The organism is Skermanella aerolata KACC 11604 (genome assembly GCF_000936425.1).
Taxonomy (GTDB): domain Bacteria; phylum Pseudomonadota; class Alphaproteobacteria; order Azospirillales; family Azospirillaceae; genus Skermanella; species Skermanella aerolata.
In genome coordinates this window covers 71,766-89,398 of record NZ_AVFK01000007.1, presented here as the reverse complement: position 1 = coordinate 89,398, position 17,633 = coordinate 71,766, and the positions used below count along the sequence as shown (strand labels likewise).

Here is a 17,633-nt window from a genome sequence, read left to right as displayed (position 1 = left end):
ATATACCCTGAGAGGATGGCCGCGCTGTTATCCCCTCTGCGGCGGGGCCGGTCAAGCGGCGCCGGGCGGTTCCGGTGCGCGCTTCAGCAGAATGCCGATCTCCCCCAGCCGGACGCCGCCGATACCGTGGGCGACGGCGAAATAGACGATGGCGCCGATGCCGACCAAGGCCGTCAGCGCCGTCGTCCTGATCAACATCGGTCCGTCCAGCCACGGCGCCAGCAGCCATGACGCGGCCTGGAGCGCCACCCCCATGACCAGCCCGGCCGCCAGCAAACGGGGAGCGCGGCGGCGCAGCCGGTCATCGATCTGGAAGTTACCTTGCCGGTGGAGCAGCCAGCCCAGCAGGACCGCGTTCATCCAGGCGGTGACGCCCGTCGCCAGTGCTATCCCGACATGGCCGAGCGGCTGGATCAGCGCCAGCCCCAGCGCGGCATTGGTCAGGGTCACCGCTATCGCGACCCGGACCGGCGTTCCGGTATCCTGACGGGCGAAGAAGGCGGCGCTCAGCACCTTGACGATCACGAAGGCGGGAATGCCGATGGCATAGGCCGCCAGCGCCTGCGCGGTGGCGGAAGTCTCATCAGGACCGAAGGCGCCGCGCTCGAACAGGACATGGATGATCGGATGGGCGGTTATCAGCAGGGCGACGGCTGCCGGCAGCCCCAGCATCAGCGAAAATTCCAGCGCGCGGCTGAGGAAATGGCGCACCGCGCCATGGTCGCCGCCGGCGACATGGCGCGACAGGACCGGCAGCAGGGCAGTCCCGATGGCGATGCCGATCACCCCCAGCGGCAACTGGTTGAGCCGGTCGGCATAATAGAGGAACGAGACGGCGCCGGACGGCAGCAGGGACGCCAGCACGATATTGATGAACAGGTTGATCTGCATGACCCCGGTGCCGATCGCCCCCGGCACCATCAGCACCATCAGCTTCTTGACGCCGGGCGTCAGGCGCGGCAGTCGGAGGCGAAGGCCGATCCCCGCCGCCCGGCAGGACGCCGCCAGCCAGACCAGTTGCACGACCCCCGCCACCGTCACCGCCTGCGACATGACGAGACCGGCGGGCATTCCCGCCTCCCGCGCCACCAGCAGCGCCGCGATCAGGGTCAGGTTGAAGGCGATCGGGGCTGCGGCGAAAGGTCCGAAGCGGTCGAGCGAATTGAGCACCCCGCCCAGCAGCGCCACCAGCGAGACCAGCAGCAGGTAGGGAAAGGTCATGCGGGCGAAATCCACGGCAAGCGCGAATTTCGCGGGTTCATCGGCGAAGCCGGGCGCCAGCGCGTGCATCAGCCAGGGCATGGCCGCGACCATTGCGATGACGAAAGGCAGCAGCACCGTCACCATGACCGCCAGCGCCTCTTCCGCGAAACCCTGCGCCGCCCTGCGGCCGTTCCGCTGGAGTTCCGCCGAGAACAGCGGGACGAAGGAGACGGTGAAGGCCCCCTCGGCGAACAGCCGGCGGAAGAAGTTGGGCAGCTTGAGCGCCACGAAGAAGGCGTCGGCGACCGGCCCCGCCCCCAGGATGGCGGCGGTCAGGATGTCGCGGGCGAACCCCGCCACCCGGCTCAGCATGGTCAGTCCGCCGACGGTGGCGATAGCGTGCGCGAAACTCATGATGGAAGGGATTTAGCCGAGATCGCGGGCTGGGGGAAGGCCGCCGAAGAGCCGGTCGCCTGATTGGGGCCGGGCAAGGACAAGATTAGCGAGCACGGGATGTCCAAGATAAACTCAGGATGCAGGTCTTCATACGCCCAGTACTTCGACTCCCAATTTGGCCGCCGCTTTTCGCAAGGCATTGTCCTTCGTCGCCAGCGGGATGCCTAGTCGCATTGCAAGCTCGAGGTAGGCCGCGTCATAGCTGGTCAAGCATTCGGCTCGAACCAATCCCAATATCTCGGTAAAAGCCCGGAACGGAGTTTCCTCATCTACGGTGATCGGCAGCGTATTCAGCAACGCGACGAACTCGGACGTCCTTGCTACGGCAATCCTGTTCTTCCGTTCGGCAAGCGTCAGGACATTCGTGACCTCAAGATGCCAGAGCGACGGGACGAAGGCTTCCTCGGTCCTCAATCGGTCCAGCACCTCCGCTGTCGCTGCCGTTGCCTCATCGTGAAAGCACCATGCCAGGGTAACCGACACGTCCAGGACGAAAGACATCAGCGGCGGCCTTCATCCCGAAGCTCACGAACCGACAACCCGCCGAGCGTCTGGCCTTTGCCGAACTCCTTGATACGGGCGATGGCATGCTCGATCAGGTTTCGGTCTGGTCCGCCGATCGGAACGATTTTTGCTACCGGAGTGCCATGCCGGGTGATCGTTATCTGCTCACCTTGTGCGACACGTTCCAGCAAGCTCGCGAAGTGAGTCTTCGCTTCGAATGCACCTATGCTCGTCATGGTGGACATACCCCTTGTTCAACCAGTCGCCAACCAGACTATACCAGCCTCATCCAAGGACCAACTCCAATTCCGCTACCGCCCAAGGGCATTGCCATCCCGCCTCCCGCACCCCAGCTTCCAACCATGCCGCGCATCCTGAACGAACGACCTTCCGACGCTCCAGCATTACCCTCCGTCGATGCCCGAATCTTCAGGCTGATGCTGCCGTTCCTGTGGCCGCGTGACGACCGCGGACTGCGGGTGCGGCTGGTGCTGTCGATGGTCTTGCTGTGCCTGACGGCCGTGCTGAACGCCGTGGTTCCCATCCTGTTCGCCCATGCGGTCGATCGGATCTCCACACCCGGTCAGGCGGCGATCGCCGTTCCCGTGGCGCTGCTGCTGGCCTATGGCGCGATGCAGTGGCTGGCCAAGGTCTTCAATGAGCTGCGCTGGGCCATGTACGGGCCGATCGAGCAGCGGATGCAGCGGCACATGGGCATGGCGGTGTTCCGCCACGTCCATGAACTCAGCCTGCGCTTCCATCTGGCACGGCGCACCGGACAGATCAGCCGGGTGCTCGACAACGGCATGCGCGGCATCCGCGAGCTGCTGTTCGACGTGGTGTTCCTGATCCTCCCGCTGCTGGCCGAGATCGCGATCATCTGCGCCGTTCTGCTGGGCGCCTTCAGCCCGGCCTTCACCGGCATCATATTGGTTACGCTGACGCTCTACGGCTTCTGCCTCGTCATCGGGTCGGAACGGCTGCGCCGCCGCCAGCGCCGCGCCGTCGCCGAGGGGGCGGAGGCGCACGGCAAGGCGGTGGACAGCCTGCTGAACTACGAGACGGTCAAGTATTTTGGCAACGAGCGCCACATCGCCGACCGCTACGACGGCGCCCTCCAGGAAGTCGAGCGGCTGACCGTCAACGCCATGATGTGGCGCAGCCTGACCGGCATCCTCCAGGTCTCCATCCTGGGCGTGGGGCTGACCGCGATGATCCTGCTGGCGGCGTCCAAGGTGGCAGGGGGCGCCATGACCGTCGGCGACTTCGTGCTGGTCAATACCTACCTGCTTCAGCTTATCCGGCCGCTCGACCGGCTGGGCCAGCTCTACCGCTCCATCAAGCAGTCGCTAACCGATGTCGAGCAGATGCTGACCCTGCTCGACCAGCCGGCCGAGGTGGCGGACGCGGCAGGAGCCGGCAGCCTGCCGAAGGGACCGGGGCGTCTGCGGTTCGAAGATGTTGACTTCGCCTACGATCCGCGCCGGCCGGTCCTGAACGACGTGTCGTTCGAAGTCCCGCCCGGCCGCACGCTCGCGATCGTCGGGCCGAGCGGGGCCGGCAAGTCCACCATCGGCCGCCTGCTGTTCCGCTTCTACGATCCGACATCGGGCCGCATCACGCTGGACGGCGCCGATATCGGCGCCGTCACCCAGGCAAGCCTGCGCGAGGCGATCGCGGTGGTGCCGCAGGACGCCGTGCTGTTCAACGACACGATCCTCTACAATCTGGCGTTCGGCCGGCCCAGCGCCTCCACGGAGGAGATCGAGCAGGCGGCGCGGCAGGCCCAGATCCACGACTTCATCGCCAGCCTGCCCGACGGCTACGAAACGATGGTCGGGGAGCGCGGCTTGAAGCTGTCGGGCGGCGAGAAGCAGCGCGTCGCCATCGCCCGCGCCATCCTGAAGCGCCCGCGCCTGTTCCTGTTCGACGAGGCGACCTCGGCCCTGGACAGCCATACCGAGCTTGCCATCCAGCGGAGCCTGCGGGAAGTCAGCCGGGGCACCACGACGCTGGTAATCGCCCACCGGCTTTCCACCATCGTCCACGCCGACGAGATCCTGGTGCTGGAGGATGGATGCATCGCCGAGCGCGGCAGCCACGCGGCCCTGCTCAACCGGGGCGGCGCCTATGCCGCCCTATGGGCGCGTCAGCAGGCCGACCGGGAAGCGGCGGATTGAACAATTCGCCCTGTTATTGTCAAAAGCTTGAACATGCGCCTGGATTCGTTCTAAATATTTCTGACGAATTTGTGGGCACCTTTTTTCATGCCTCAACCGCTACCATATGCAGGGCCATGACTGGAACACGACCCTTCAAGCATGCACTGGACCGGCTGCAACAGGCCGGCCTTCGTCCGACACGCCAGCGGCTTGCCTTGGCGCGCCTGCTGTTCGACAAGGTCGACCGGCATATCACGGCCGAGCAACTGCATGCGGAGGCGGTCGATGCCGAGGTGCAGGTGTCGCTGGCGACGGTCTACAATACGCTGCACCAGTTCACCGACGCTGGACTGCTGCGCGAAGTCGTGGTCGAAGCCGGCCGGTCGTATTTCGACACCAATACCTCCGACCATCATCATTTCTTCTTCGAGGGCAACGGCAACCTCCAGGACATTCCTGGTGAGAGCGTGACCGTCGCGCATTTTCCGGCTGCTCCCGCCGGGACGCGGGTGGCGCGGGTCGACGTGATCATCCGGCTGGCGCCCGAGGAAGCCTGACAAGACCTTTTGTCGGCCAGATCCTTTCGCAAAATTAAATTAGTAAGTGTTACGAATAATCAGAAAGAAAACATTTTAGAATATTTCTAAATTAATTGACTCTTATTGTCCTCCTGGCGCATAAAAGTTACGGAACGGTACCGCAAGGCAATCATGCGGTCCATATTAAGAACCGTTTCGTAACCGAGGAGGAAGCTATGTCACTCTCAGGTAGCAAGACCGAGCAGAATTTGAAGGCTGCCTTCGCCGGCGAAAGCCAAGCCAATCGCCGCTATCTCTATTTCGCACAGAAGGCCGATGTCGAAGGCTACAACGATGTCGCCGCCGTGTTCCGCTCGACCGCCGAAGGCGAAACCGGCCATGCCCACGGCCATCTGGAATTCCTGGAAGAAGTCGGCGACCCCGCCACCGGACTGCCGATCGGCAACACCGAGTTGAACCTGGCCGCCTCCATCGCCGGCGAAACCCACGAATACACCGACATGTATCCGGGCTTCGCGCGGACTGCCCGCGAAGAAGGCTTCGACGAGGTCGCCGACTGGTTCGAGACCCTCGCCAAGGCTGAAAAGTCCCACGCCGGCCGCTTCCAGAAGGCGCTCGACCAGCTCAATTGAGCGTTCCGGTCCGTCCTTAGACAACCAGCCGCGCCGATTAAGGGGGCCTGCCGCCGGGGCAGGCCCTTGAAGGACTTCCTTTGCCCGGCGCTTCTGGTGCAAAAGTGAGGGCGGTCAGTCATGTCCGAAACCTGTACGATATCCGAAGGCAGCCTAAAGGCTCCCACCCGCCATCCGGTCGATTGGCGGAATCCCGATTTCTACGACGAGGGAAAGCTCGACGCCGAACTGCGCCGGGTCTTCGACCTGTGTCACGGCTGCCGGCGCTGCTTCAACCTGTGCGACAGCTTTCCCCGGCTGTTCGACATGATCGACGCCACCGAATCCGGCGAACTGCATGACGTGGGTTCGGACCGGTTCAAACCCGTGGTGGATGCCTGCACGCTGTGCGACCTGTGCTTCATGACGAAGTGCCCTTATGTGCCGCCACACGACTTCGATCTCGACTTCCCGCACCTGATGCTGCGCTACCGCGCGATAGAACACCGCAAGGGCAGGACGCCGCTGGCGATCCGGGAGCTTACGAAGACCGACCGCAACGGCAAGCTGGCGGCTCTTGCCGCCCCGGTCGCCAACTGGGCGTCGGACACCGGCAATATGCTGACCCGCCCGGCGCTGGAAGCGGTCGCCGGGGTCCACCGCGACGCCCATCTGCCGAGATTTCACAGCAAGACCTTCGCGCTGCGGGCCGAATCCGATGGACTGACGCCGAACCGAAAGGCGCCGGCCTTCGGACGCAAGGCGGTGCTCTACGCCACCTGCTTCGTCAACTACAACAACCCGTCCATCGGCACCGCCGCCCGAGCCGTGCTGGCCCATAACGGGGTCGAGACGGAAGTGGTCTATCCCGCCTGCTGCGGCATGCCGCAACTGGAGCAGGGCGATCTGGCCGCCGTCTCGGACCGCGCCGCCAAGGTAGCGGGGGAACTGGCCGGCTGGATCGACCGGGGTTACGATGTGATAGCCCTGGTGCCGAGCTGTGCCCTGATGCTGAAGTTCGAGTGGCCGCTGATCGTGCCGAAGGACGCACCGCATCGGACATCCGTCGAAAAACTCGCGGCCCACGCCTTCGACATCAGCCAGTATGTCGTGGACATCGCCCGGAACGCCGGACTGGCGCCAGGATTGAAGCCCCTTCCCGGCGGCGTCACCCTGCACCTTGCCTGCCACGCCAGGGCTCAGAACATGGGTCCCAAGGCGGCGGAGATGCTGCGGCTGATCCCGGGCGTCGATGGCAAGGCGCCGGACGTCAAGGTGGTGGAGCGCTGCTCCGGCCATGGCGGTTCGTGGGGAATTATGACGGAAAACTACGAGGTGGCGCTGAAGATCGGGAAACCGGTGGCGACCCAGGCGCTGAAGCAGTCCAAGGCTTTCGTCGCATCCGAATGCCCGCTCGCCGGCGCCCATATCGCCCAAGGGATGGAGCGGCTGGGCAAGGATGCGCCGCAGCCTCCCGCCGAATTCGAGACTTTGCACCCGATCGAAATCTTCGCCCGCGCCTACGGACTTGCCGGCTGAGGCTGACGGCGAGGCTCGGAATTCCCATAGAGGCCGGCCCCAATAGAGACCAGAGAGAGGACTGCACCATGACGACGGCACCCGCCAGGACCGTACTCAGCCGCGCCGACATCCTGTCGATGGAAGACTACGCCCGGATCAGGGCGGACAAGCGCCGGGAGATGGTGGCGGTCAAGAAGAACCGCCGGGTATCCGTCGGGCCTTCGGCGACTTTCCATTTCGAGAGCTACGATACCATGTGGCTCCAGATCCACGAGATGCTGCGCATCGAGAAAGGCGGGGAGGAGCAGATCGCCGGCGAACTCCTCGCCTACAACCCGCTGATCCCCAAGGGCGAAGAACTGGTCGCAACCCTGATGTTCGAGATCGACGACCCGGTCCGGCGGGCCGCTCTGCTGAACCGGCTGGGCGGCGTCGAGAACACGATCAGCCTGCAATTCGCCGGTGAGACGGCCATCGCCGAACCGGAACGGGATGTCGAACGCACCAGCGAGGCCGGAAAGGCCTCGAGCGTCCATTTCCTCCACTTCACCCTGACGCCGGCTCAGATCGTGAAGTTCCGGAAGGAGGGTATGCAGGTGATACTGGGCATTGGGCACGAGCAGTACGGGCATATGGCGATATTGCCGGAAGCGGTCCGCAGCGAGCTTGCCAGGGATTTTCAGTAATCCGGCACCCATATGATTAGTGTATGTCACGAACTTTTAAGATTTATTGTATTTATTTTGCCCTGAAACACCATGACGTTGCACCGGAGTCATGCTGGAAGAGCATCGAGTGTGGGAAATCCCTTGATGGCCCGACCATGCCAGCGCCGTAGGCTCTTTGCGGGATCACGTTCCAATGACGATCAATTTCCGGATCACGTTCGCCAATCTCCTTTTCGTCGCCATGCTGCTGGCGGCGGCCGGCAGCATGTTCGTCTTCACCAGGAACCAGGAAGACAGGATCGAAAGATCTGAGAAGGCGGCAGAGCTTGCCGCCGTCCAGGGCATCCGGCTCGTCACGCTGATCAAGACGATCCAGATCGAGGTCGTGCAGGTGCAGCAGTGGCTGACGGATATCTCCGCGACACGCGGGCTGGACGGACTGGACGACGGCTATGACGAGGCCGACCAGGCGGCGGACGGCTTCGAGGCCGCCGTCGCTGAAGCGGAAGAGCTTGCCCGCGCCATGAATCTGCCCGAAGCCGTAGAAGCGCTCCAGGTCGTCAGCCTTACTTTTCCACCCTACTACGCCCTGGGCAACCGCATGGCGCAAGTCTATGTCGCCGAAGGCCCGGCAGGGGGCAACAGGATCATGGGCGACTTCGACACGGTCGCGGAACGGCTGAACGAGGAACTCGACAACCTGGTGACGCTGACGACGGACGCCTCGAACAGGGCTACCGCCGATCTGCTGGACCAGTTGCGGACTGTTTCACGTGAAGCCCGCTGGCTGGTGTCGTTCATGGTCGTCCTTGGAGCGGTCGGCATCGTGCTGGGCGCTTCGATCACCCTGATGGTCCGGCGCGGCGTCATCCGTCCGTTGCAGGACATGACCGCAGCCATGGGCGCCATGAGCCACGGCGTCCTGGACGTCAGGATCACGGGATCGGGCCGGCGGGACGAGATCGGCGCCATGGCCAGCGCGCTGGAGATCTTCCGTACCCAGGCGCGCGAGAACGAAAGGCTGCGGGCGGAGGGCGACCGGCAGCGCGACGAGGCAGACGGCAACCGCCGCCGTGCCCTGGCCGAAATGGCGGACCGGGTCGAGCGCGAGATGACGCAATCGGTCGAAGCCCTGGCGCGGCGAACCGGAGACATGGACGGCAACGCCCAGGGAATGGCATCGTCGGCGGTGCTCGTCAGCGCGCGGTCGCAGAGCGTGTCCGCCGCAGCCGCCCAGGCGCTGAGCAACGCCGAGCAGGTCGCGGCGGCGGCGGACCAGCTGGCGGCATCGATCGCCGAGATCGGGACCCAGGTGGCGAGCGCCAGCAGCATCTCCCACGCGGCCGTGGAGACCAGCGGCCGGACCAAAACAGCCATTTCCTCCCTGTCGGCGGCGGTGGACCGGATCGGCGACGTGGCGCACCTGATCCAGGACATCGCCAGCCAGACCAATCTGCTGGCGCTCAACGCCACGATCGAGGCGGCGCGGGCCGGCGAGGCCGGCAAGGGATTCGCCATCGTCGCCGGCGAGGTCAAGAACCTCGCCACCCAGACAAGCAGGTCGACCGAGGAGATCAGCCGGATCATCGGCGAGATCGAGCAGGTTACCGGGACGGTCGTCAGCTCCGTCGAGGAGACCGGCGGCCGGATCGTTGAGATGGATCAGGTGGCGAATTCGATCGCCGCTGCGATCAAGGAGCAGGCGGCCGCTACCGGAGAAATTTCCCGCAACGTCGTACAGACCGCCGGCGCCGCGCGCGAAGTGACGCACCAGATCGCCGAGGTGTCGGCCGAAGCCGGCAAGACCGGAGAGCGGGCCGACGAGGTCAGGGTGCTGGCCGGCGAGGTCGCGTCCAGCATCGAAACCCTGAAGCAAGCCCTGGTCCGGGCCGTCCGTACCTCGACCGAGGAGGTCGACCGGCGCCGGAAGCCACGCTTCGCGGTGGATCGCCAGGGGCAGCTGCGCGCCGCGGCACTGGATACCGCCGTCAAGATCTCCAACATGTCGGAAGGCGGCGCCATGATCGACGGCGCGCTGGACTTGGCGCCCGGCACCGCCGGCACCTTGTCCATCGACGGCGTACCGATGGCCCTGCCGTTCCGGGTGCGGGACGCCCACGCCGGAGCCGTCCATGTCAAGTTCGACCTGGACGAAACCCAGGCCGCCGCGTTCCACCAGCATTTCCTGAAGCTTACCGAAGGATTGCAACCGATCGAGCAAGCGGCCTGACCGGCCGATGGCCGCAGGCAAGTCGCCCGTGCGGCCATTTGCCGCCCCTTTGCCGGAGGCAGCCGCGATCTCCCTTCCGTGAAACTACTCGACCGTCTCCGCTGGGTAGACGCCCCAGAACTCCGACTTCTGGAGCCAGCCGCGATAGCCGCCGACATTGACCTCGCACCAGTTGGTCTGGCAGTGCAGCAGCTTGCCGGCGACCCCCGGCTCGACCTTGGCCAGTCCGCCGGCGCTGTCGCCGGCCGACCGGCGCAGGGTGCGGACATCGCCCAGCACCATGATCGCGCGCTTGCCCGACAGCATGCTCTGGTGGACCCAGCCTTCGGTGCCCTCCCAGTCGCGGATGCGCCGCCAGGTATCGAACTCGGCCGTGATTTCGACCGGGATGTCGCGTTTGACGAACACCCATTCCACCGGATAGCGGGTGCCGGGACCCGTCCTGACGTTGACCTCGGCCGAGCGCAGCGAGACGAAGCGCGGGACGGGCAGGCCCGTGGGCGGGGCCATGCCGGGGACCGACTCCGACTCCTGGGCTTGGGAGGACGGCATGCCGGTGAAGGCGTACGGCAGGACGGTCAGGCAAAAGGCGAGAATGCCGATACGGGCGGCAAGGATCATGGACGCGAACTCTGGTCTGGTAAGCCCAACGAAGGGGCTAGTCACTCAATGTGGCAGCGGTATGGCCGATCGGGATCGCCTAATCTATAGCAAGTCCGTTAAGAGGTGGTCACCGGGCACCGGTGCCGCTGGACAAGATGCCATGGGCCTTGGTATGGCAAGGGGAAGCCGCCAGGGAGATCCGGTACGATGCCCGAGAAGAAAAAGCCCGTCGTAGTCGTCACGCGCAAGCTGCCGGACGTCATCGAGACGCGGATGATGGAGCTGTTCGATACCCGCCTCAATCACGACGACACGCCGCCCGGCCCGTCGGAACTGATCGAGGCCGTCAAGACCGCCGACGTCCTGGTTCCCACCGTGACCGACAGGATCGACGCGCGCCTGCTGTCCCAAGCCGGCCCCAACCTGCGCCTGATCGCCTCGTTCGGCACCGGCGTCGATCACATCGACCTGAAGACCGCGCGCCAGCGCGGCATTACCGTCACCAACACTCCCGGCGTCCTGACGGAGGACACGGCGGATATGACCATGGCGCTGCTGCTCGCCGTGTCGCGCCGCTTGTCGGAAGGCGAGCGGCTGGTCCGTTCCGGCGACTGGAAGGGCTGGGGTCCGACCACGATGCTGGGGCACCGCATCTGGGGCAAGCGCCTGGGCATCGTCGGCCTCGGCCGGATCGGTCAGGCGCTCGCCAAGCGGGCGCGCGGCTTCGGCCTGTCGATCCACTACCACAACCGCCGCCGCGTCCATCCGGAGATCGAGGGCGAGCTGGAAGCGACCTACTGGGAAAGCCTGGACCAGATGCTGGCGCGGATGGACATCCTGTCCATCAACTGCCCGCACACCCCGGCGACGTACCATCTGCTGTCGGCCCGCCGGCTTCAGCTTCTCCGGCCGCACTGCTACATCGTCAACACGTCGCGCGGCGAAGTGGTCGACGAGAACGCTCTGACCCGCATGCTCCAGAAGGGCGAGCTGGCCGGCGCCGGGCTTGACGTGTTCGAGCACGAGCCCGCCGTCAACCCCAAGCTGCTGACGCTCGACAATGTCGTGCTGCTGCCGCACATGGGCTCAGCGACGATCGAAGGCCGGATCGACATGGGCGAGAAGGTCATCATCAACATCAAGACCTTCATCGACGGCCACGCACCGCCGGACCGCGTGCTCGAAGCGATGTTCTGAGGCGCCCTGCCGCCTATATCAGGGGTGTCCGGCACGCCGGGCACCCGCCTGATCTCCAGGCGTCACGATACCGGGAGCAGCGGACCATGGACCGGCGCCCTCACAAGACCCTGCGGACCGTTCTGCTGAAAGTGCTGCTGCCGCTGGGCATCGTCGGCGGCAGCGTCGCCGTCCTGATCGTCCTTCACCTCGACGGAACCCTGCGGATGTTCCTGGACCAGCAATCCATGCTCGGCATGATCGCCGTGGTGCTGGTGCTCAACATCGTCGGCTTCGCCTTCATCTATATGCTGTCGATGGTCTGGAAATCGGTGAAGCACGACCTGCTGAACTACCGGGACCCATGACCGGCCCGCGGCTGCCCAACTCCAGGCGCCGCCGGCATCAGGCCGCCTGCGTTTCCGCCGCCTGCCTTTCGGCCACCTGCTTCGCCAGCGTGAAGTGGAAGGTGCTGCCCTTGCCCGGCTCCGAAGTCAGCCAGATCCTGCCGCCGTGGTGTTCCACGATCTTCCGGCAGATCGCCAGACCGATGCCGGTGCCCTCGTATTCACCCCGGCCGTGCAGCCGCTGAAACACCATGAATACGCGTTCGAAATGCTCCGGCGCGATGCCGAGGCCGTTGTCGCGGACGGAAATGCGCCAGTGCTCCGGCTCGTCCGCCCAATCGACCGAGATTTCCGGAACCGTGTCCGCCGCACAGTACTTGATGGCATTGCCGATCAGGTTCTGAAGCAGCCGGGTCAGTTCGTTGCTGTCGGCCTGCACGGTCGGCAGGTCGCCGGGCACGCGGAGGATCGTGCCGCGCTCGCCGATGGCGACTTCCAGATTGTGGCAGGCGCTCGCGACCACCTCGTTCAACGGCGTCGGAGCCATCGGCTTGCTGCGCCGGCCGACCCGTGAATATTCCAGCAGGTCCAGGATCAGCCGGTCCATCCGCACTCCGCCGTCGCGGGCGAAGCCGATGAATTCCTTCGCGTCGTCGTCGAGCTTGTCGCCATAGCGCCGCTGGAGCAGCGACAGGTAGCTGTTGACCATGCGGAGCGGTTCCCGCAGGTCGTGCGACGCGACATAGGCGAACTGTTCCAGCTCCGCGTTGGAGCGCTTGAGATCCTCCGCCTGCCGCGCCATGCGCCGGTGGGCATCGGCGATCTCCTGCTCATGCCGGGTCCGGTCGGTGGTGTCGGTCATGACGCCGACCAAGCCGCCGACTTCGCCGCTGGACTGGCGGAAAAGCGCCTTGGAATAAAGGACGTCGTGGCGGCTGCCATCGGCGAAGTCGAGCTGGGTCTCGTAGACTTGGAAAGCGTCCTGGATCGCCATCAGGCAGGCGTCGGCATTGTCGTCCAGCGCCGCCGTCTCCGGTTTCATCAGGTCGCCGGGACGGCGGCCGACCACTTGGCCGACGCTGACGCCGTGGATCGCGGCGAAGGCGCGATTGCAGCCGATATAGACCCCGTCGGCGTTCTTGTAGTAGATCGGGCTTGGGATGGTGTCGAGCAGCGTGGACAGGAAGACCACCTGGTCGCGGACCGACGCCTCGATCCTCTTCATCTCCGTTATGTCGGTATGGGCGCCGACCAGGCGTATCGGCACGCCGTTCTCGTCCTTCAGATGGACGGCGCGGCTCAGGATGTAGCAGGTATGACCCTGCCTGTGGTGGAACCGCTGGGTCGCCAGGAAGTTCGGCACCCGCCCCAGGTTGTAGTCCTCCACCAGCTTCAAGGCCGCGATCCTGTCTTCCTCGAAGATCACGCCCGCCCACATATCGAGGGTATCCTCGAGTTCGTCTTCCCCGTACCCCAGCATCTCCTTCCAGCGCGCCGAGAACCAGATCCGGCCGGTCCGCAGGTCCCAGTCCCAGATCCCGTCGTTGCTTCCCTGGACCGCCAAATGGAAGCGCTCCTCGCTTTCCCGCAGCGCCGACTCGACCCGCCGGCGCTCCGTCTCGTCCACGGTGACGCTGACGATGGTGACCCCCACTCCGTCGGCATGTCGGTGGGCGGACCGGTAGATGTTCACGTCGCGTCTGGCTCCGATCGCGTCGGTCAGCGACATCTCGAACCGGATCGGGGTCGAGCGGGTCAGCGCCTCTTCGATGCCCTGGTCGAACTCCACGGCGGTTTCCCGTCCGAACAGTTCCGCCGAGGTCCGGCCCAGGACCTCGTCCCGCCGGCGCAGCGTCAGTTCCAGGAAGGCGCGGTTGCAGCGGATGAAGATGCCCTTCTCGTTGCGCATCGACAGCGGCAGCGGGATCGCGTCGATCAGCGACTGCTGAAGCGAAACCTCTTCCGAAAGCGCCCGCTCGCTCCGGTAGACGCGGGCGATCGCCTCGTGCTGCCTGTCCGACAGCCACAGAAGTATCCGGACCGCCCCCGCGATTCCGGCCGCCAGGATGGCGGCCAGTGCCGCTCCGGTGGCCACGTGGTGCCGCCAGAGTTCCATCTCCTTGTGGACGGGCATGCTCACGCTGACGGCAAGCGGCAGGTTCGAGACGCGAACGGTCGCGCCGGCCCGGTCGCCGCCGAGACCGGGGCCGGCATCGCCGGCACCGTCGTCCGCGATGGCGCCGGGAGCGAACGCCACCGACAGGTCCAGCGTATCCATCGTTCCCTGAAGCCCCCGGGCCAGCCCGCCGAGATCGAGGGTCAGCGCGATCATGCGGTCGCCGCTTCCGTCCGGCGCCGTCCCGGCCTCCGGATCGAGACGCCGTGCGATCAGGATTTTCGTTCCCGGCCCGGCGCCGGGCAGCGCATCCATGACAAGCCCCGGCATCCCCGCGCCGGACATTCCCTTGCCGGGCATCCGGATAAGCGGCGCCGGGCAGTTCGCCCGCGCAGCCGCGACGCAAGGCTCGATGACGCGGGCCTCCACCAAGGCCGCATCGAACGATTGAAGCCGCGGGATCAGGTCGCCGAAGCCGTCGCCCCGCCGAACCCGCTCCGCCAGCATACCGAGCAGTGCGTCATAGACCCTGATCTCCCGTTCCGCCTGCCCGGCATGCACCTGGGCCAGCGCCCTGACGTCCTTGTTCAGGTCGTCGAGCAGCGATACGCGCTCCAGTATCAGGTTGAAGGCTATCAGGCCGGCGACGACGAGAGCGAACACGACGCCCAGGACCACGATCTGGCGGGAGGTGGCGGGTTGTCCGTATGCGGGTGAGTAATTGGATATAGACACGATTCGGCCCGGTCGGTACGCGGCGATTGCGCCGTTCCGCGGATACTGGACCTTTTCGGGGGCAGGGCGCCACCGGCCCGGACAATAGGTCGCGGGTGAGTGGGTAAGCCACTCGTTATAGTTCTGTAACGGATCATCCGTCACGATGCGCGGATCGGCCTGACGGTCAGCGGCTGACGAATGGCTGGGCAATGGTGTTCCACGATGGCGATGCGCATGGGCAGTCGATGAAAGCTTCGGTTCGGTGCGGCCCTTCCCTGCGCATGTCCGGTCCGCGTGGCGGTACCGCGTCATGAAACCGGGCTGGTGGCAGAGACTCATGCCGGCAATCGCGGCCGTGGTCGTCATCGCCGTTGTTCTGGGCGGCGTCGTGGTCCTGGACGCATCCGAAGGCCGCCGCTACGCCGAACAGAACGTCGCCACGGTGACTGAACACGCGGCCGCTACCCGCGCCAGGATCGAGCAGGCGCTGAATGCGCGCCTGTTCCTGGTTCGCAGCCTTGTCGCACTGGTGCGCAGCAACCCCGAACTGACCCAGACCGAGTTCGAGGATGCGGCGGGCGCCGCCGCCGAGGGCGTTCCCGGCGTCCGCGGCTTGGCGCTCGCCCGCAACGCCGTCGCCACCCACTTCTACCCGCTGGCCGGCAACGAGCAGGCGATCGGCCACGACCTGCTGGCCGATCCCAACCGCCGGGGCGCCATCCTAGAAGTCATCGGGAAACGCCGGTTCCTGATCCAGGGACCCCTGTCCCTTCTCCAGGGAGGAGAGGCGATCATCGGCCGTCTTCCCGTGATCCTGCCCGACGCCGCTTCTCCGCCGGATGCCGGTTCCGGAAACCGGGCGGGAGCCGGCAAGGTCTGGGGGCTGGCCGTCATCATCGTGGACGTCTCGACCGTCTTTCGCGAGGCGGGTCTCGCGGACGGCTCGGACACGGCGATCGAGTTCGCCATGCGCGGGCGGGACGGACTGGGTGCATCCGGAGAGGTGTTCCTGGGCCGGCCGGACCTGTTCGCCGACGGACCCGTGCTGACCGACATCGTGCTGCCCAACGGGACATGGCAGCTGGGCGCCATCCCGCGGGGAGGATGGCCGCAGGGCGCACCCTATGCCACGACCCTGCGGGTGCTTGGGGCGATGCTGGCGGCGGTCTGCGGTTTCGCCGCCTGGAGACTGGTGCGTGACCCTGTGCATCTGCGGCGCGAAGTCGCCGCCGCGCGCGAAAACATCCTGGTCGGCGAGCGCCGCCAATCGCTTCTGGTGGACAGCGTGGAGGACTATGCCATCTACATGCTGGCACCGGACGGCACCGTCGAGAGCTGGAGCAACGGCGCCCGCCGGATCAAGGGGTACGCGGCGGAAGAGGTGATCGGCCAGTCCTATTCCCTGTTCTTTCCGTCCGACGCCACCGGCGGCATGCCGGAGGCGGAGATCTCGGTAGCGCGCGAGCAGGGCCGGTACGCGGTGGAGCGCTGGCACCGGCGCAAGGACGGGACCCGGTTTCTCGGCACGACGACGATCGCGGCGATCCGGGAAGGCGAGGCCGGCCGGCTGCTGGGATTTTCTGTCGTCACCCACGACCTTTCCCAGCGGATCGAGATCGAAAGCAGCCTGCGGGAGAGCAACCGCCGCTTCCTCGACATCGTCGGGATGGCGGGCGAGTTCATCTGGGAAACCGACGTGGATGGCCGCTACACCTTCGTCAGCGACCGGGTCCACGCGGTCCTGGGGCACAGCCCCGCCGAACTGCTGCACTGCCCGATGGTGGACCTGATGGCGCCGGAGGACGGAGCCCGCATGACGGCGCTGCTCCGCAGTGCTCCCGGCACTGCCAAGGCATTCCACCACGAGGAGTTCCGCTGCATCGCCCAGGACGGGCGCACGGTCTGGCTATGGGGCAGCGGGATACCGATCCGGCATGCCGACGGCCGTTTCACGGGTTTCCGCGGCGCTTCCCAGGATATCACGAACCAGAAGGAGATCGAGAACCGGCTGCGGCGCACGGTCGAGAAGCTGGAGCGGTCCAACGTCGAACTGGCGCGCTTCGCCGAGGTGGCGGCCCATGACCTGCAGGAGCCGCTCCGCATCATGGTCAGCTACGCCCATCTGCTGTCCCGCCGCTACAAGGGACAGTTGGACGCGGATGCCGACGACTTCATCGGCTTCATCGTCGACAGCAGCGTCCGCATGAAGAGCCTGATCCAGGATCTGCTGCGCTATTCGCTGATCGACCGAAGCGACCCGCCGGTGGCGCTGGCCGACACGGCGGCCTGCATCGCCGAGGCGGTGGAAGGATTGGCCGAAGCCCTCCAGGCCTGTGGCGGGCGGATCGACATGCCGTCCATGGCACCGCAGCTTCCGGCCGATCCCCGCCAAGTCACGGAAATCTTCCGCAACCTGTTTTCCAACGCCATCGAGTATCGCTCGCCCGATCGCAATCCGGTGATCCGGGTCGACGTGAGGCCGGTGGGGACGGCCTGGGAGTTCACCGTCAGCGACAACGGCATAGGGATCGAAGCCCAGTACTTCGACCGCATCTTCCTGGTGTTCGAGCGGCTGCACACCCAACGCGCCCATCCCGGCACCGGCGTCGGGCTGGCGATCGTCAAGAAGATCGTGGAACGTCACGGTGGCGCCATGGCCGTATCGTCCGAGTTGGGCCAGGGAACCGCTTTCAGCTTCACACTGCCGGCTGCTGCGGCGGAAGACCACGGGGCTCGCGCAAAACTTGCCGAAGTATCGACTGCACTATAAACTAATCATC

Annotated in this window: 14 protein-coding genes; 9 read left to right on the top strand and 5 right to left on the bottom strand. The window is 65.6% G+C overall.

The features are described from left to right. Positions 1–51 precede the first annotated feature (51 nt). The 3 genes from murJ to N826_RS11200 all read right to left on the bottom strand — a co-directional run bounded on the left by murJ (position 52) and on the right by N826_RS11200 (position 2,408). Positions 52–1,617: a murein biosynthesis integral membrane protein MurJ gene (murJ, locus tag N826_RS11210; protein WP_044428704.1), complete on the bottom strand. Its 1,566-nt coding sequence runs from the start codon at positions 1,615–1,617 to the stop codon at positions 52–54. 129 nt (positions 1,618–1,746) lie between these two features. Next, positions 1,747–2,160: a type II toxin-antitoxin system VapC family toxin gene (locus tag N826_RS11205; RefSeq protein ID WP_044428701.1), complete on the bottom strand. Its 414-nt coding sequence runs from the start codon at positions 2,158–2,160 to the stop codon at positions 1,747–1,749. Beyond that, on the bottom strand, positions 2,160–2,408 hold the full coding sequence (locus N826_RS11200; RefSeq protein WP_211099258.1) for a type II toxin-antitoxin system Phd/YefM family antitoxin: 249 nt from the start codon (positions 2,406–2,408) through the stop codon (positions 2,160–2,162). Before N826_RS11200 ends, N826_RS11205 begins: the two co-directional genes overlap by 1 nt. A gap of 117 nt (positions 2,409–2,525) precedes the next feature. Here N826_RS11200 and N826_RS11195 point away from each other — a divergent pair, with 117 nt between their 5' ends. The 6 genes from N826_RS11195 (at position 2,526) to N826_RS11170 (ending at position 9,894) form a co-directional block, all read left to right on the top strand. After that, positions 2,526–4,343: an ABCB family ABC transporter ATP-binding protein/permease gene (locus N826_RS11195; protein WP_044428699.1), complete on the top strand. Its 1,818-nt coding sequence runs from the start codon at positions 2,526–2,528 to the stop codon at positions 4,341–4,343. A gap of 116 nt (positions 4,344–4,459) precedes the next feature. Beyond that, positions 4,460–4,882 (top strand): iron response transcriptional regulator IrrA, encoded by a 423-nt coding sequence (irrA, locus tag N826_RS11190; protein ID WP_044428697.1) that lies wholly within the window; start codon positions 4,460–4,462, stop codon positions 4,880–4,882. A 197-nt stretch (positions 4,883–5,079) separates the two neighbouring features. Next, entirely contained in the window at positions 5,080–5,496 is a 417-nt protein-coding gene (locus tag N826_RS11185; RefSeq protein ID WP_044428695.1) for a rubrerythrin family protein, read from the top strand. A gap of 120 nt (positions 5,497–5,616) precedes the next feature. Then, on the top strand, positions 5,617–7,014 hold the full coding sequence (locus N826_RS11180) for a heterodisulfide reductase-related iron-sulfur binding cluster (protein WP_244619631.1): 1,398 nt from the start codon (positions 5,617–5,619) through the stop codon (positions 7,012–7,014). Positions 7,015–7,082: 68 nt separating this feature from the next. Next, positions 7,083–7,682 (top strand): DUF3501 family protein, encoded by a 600-nt coding sequence (locus N826_RS11175; RefSeq protein ID WP_044428693.1) that lies wholly within the window; start codon positions 7,083–7,085, stop codon positions 7,680–7,682. Positions 7,683–7,857: 175 nt separating this feature from the next. After that, the gene (locus N826_RS11170) at positions 7,858–9,894 is read left to right on the top strand and encodes a methyl-accepting chemotaxis protein (protein WP_052831044.1); all 2,037 of its coding nucleotides are present in this window, start codon (positions 7,858–7,860) and stop codon (positions 9,892–9,894) included. An 84-nt stretch (positions 9,895–9,978) separates the two neighbouring features. On the opposite strand, the gene N826_RS11165 is transcribed toward N826_RS11170, so the two are convergent. Beyond that, the gene (locus N826_RS11165; protein ID WP_084720662.1) at positions 9,979–10,515 is read right to left on the bottom strand and encodes an SH3 domain-containing protein; all 537 of its coding nucleotides are present in this window, start codon (positions 10,513–10,515) and stop codon (positions 9,979–9,981) included. A 189-nt stretch (positions 10,516–10,704) separates the two neighbouring features. Here N826_RS11165 and N826_RS11160 point away from each other — a divergent pair, with 189 nt between their 5' ends. Both N826_RS11160 and N826_RS11155 read left to right on the top strand, forming a co-directional pair. Then, positions 10,705–11,694 carry a 2-hydroxyacid dehydrogenase gene (locus N826_RS11160; RefSeq protein WP_044428689.1) on the top strand — a complete coding sequence of 330 codons (990 nt, stop codon included), beginning with the start codon at positions 10,705–10,707 and terminating at the stop codon, positions 11,692–11,694. Positions 11,695–11,780: 86 nt separating this feature from the next. Next, the gene (locus N826_RS11155) at positions 11,781–12,041 is read left to right on the top strand and encodes a hypothetical protein (protein WP_044428687.1); all 261 of its coding nucleotides are present in this window, start codon (positions 11,781–11,783) and stop codon (positions 12,039–12,041) included. Between the two features lie 37 nt (positions 12,042–12,078). Here N826_RS11155 and N826_RS39885 read toward each other — a convergent pair whose 3' ends face one another. Continuing rightward, positions 12,079–14,871: a PAS domain-containing sensor histidine kinase gene (locus N826_RS39885; protein WP_147040811.1), complete on the bottom strand. Its 2,793-nt coding sequence runs from the start codon at positions 14,869–14,871 to the stop codon at positions 12,079–12,081. A 319-nt stretch (positions 14,872–15,190) separates the two neighbouring features. Between N826_RS39885 and N826_RS42975 the strand changes: the two genes are divergently transcribed. Beyond that, positions 15,191–17,623 (top strand): PAS domain S-box protein, encoded by a 2,433-nt coding sequence (locus N826_RS42975; RefSeq protein ID WP_052831040.1) that lies wholly within the window; start codon positions 15,191–15,193, stop codon positions 17,621–17,623. The last annotated feature ends 10 nt before the right edge of the window (positions 17,624–17,633 follow it).

Coding starts and splice junctions, on each gene's coding strand:
- murJ (WP_044428704.1), bottom strand. CDS start 1,617: ATGAGTTTCGCGCACGCTATCGCCACCGTCGGCGGACTGACCATGCTG.
- N826_RS11205 (WP_044428701.1), bottom strand. CDS start 2,160: ATGTCTTTCGTCCTGGACGTGTCGGTTACCCTGGCATGGTGCTTTCAC.
- N826_RS11200 (WP_211099258.1), bottom strand. CDS start 2,408: ATGTCCACCATGACGAGCATAGGTGCATTCGAAGCGAAGACTCACTTC.
- N826_RS11195 (WP_044428699.1), top strand. CDS start 2,526: ATGCCGCGCATCCTGAACGAACGACCTTCCGACGCTCCAGCATTACCC.
- irrA (WP_044428697.1), top strand. CDS start 4,460: ATGACTGGAACACGACCCTTCAAGCATGCACTGGACCGGCTGCAACAG.
- N826_RS11185 (WP_044428695.1), top strand. CDS start 5,080: ATGTCACTCTCAGGTAGCAAGACCGAGCAGAATTTGAAGGCTGCCTTC.
- N826_RS11180 (WP_244619631.1), top strand. CDS start 5,617: ATGTCCGAAACCTGTACGATATCCGAAGGCAGCCTAAAGGCTCCCACC.
- N826_RS11175 (WP_044428693.1), top strand. CDS start 7,083: ATGACGACGGCACCCGCCAGGACCGTACTCAGCCGCGCCGACATCCTG.
- N826_RS11170 (WP_052831044.1), top strand. CDS start 7,858: ATGACGATCAATTTCCGGATCACGTTCGCCAATCTCCTTTTCGTCGCC.
- N826_RS11165 (WP_084720662.1), bottom strand. CDS start 10,515: ATGATCCTTGCCGCCCGTATCGGCATTCTCGCCTTTTGCCTGACCGTC.
- N826_RS11160 (WP_044428689.1), top strand. CDS start 10,705: ATGCCCGAGAAGAAAAAGCCCGTCGTAGTCGTCACGCGCAAGCTGCCG.
- N826_RS11155 (WP_044428687.1), top strand. CDS start 11,781: ATGGACCGGCGCCCTCACAAGACCCTGCGGACCGTTCTGCTGAAAGTG.
- N826_RS42975 (WP_052831040.1), top strand. CDS start 15,191: ATGCCGGCAATCGCGGCCGTGGTCGTCATCGCCGTTGTTCTGGGCGGC.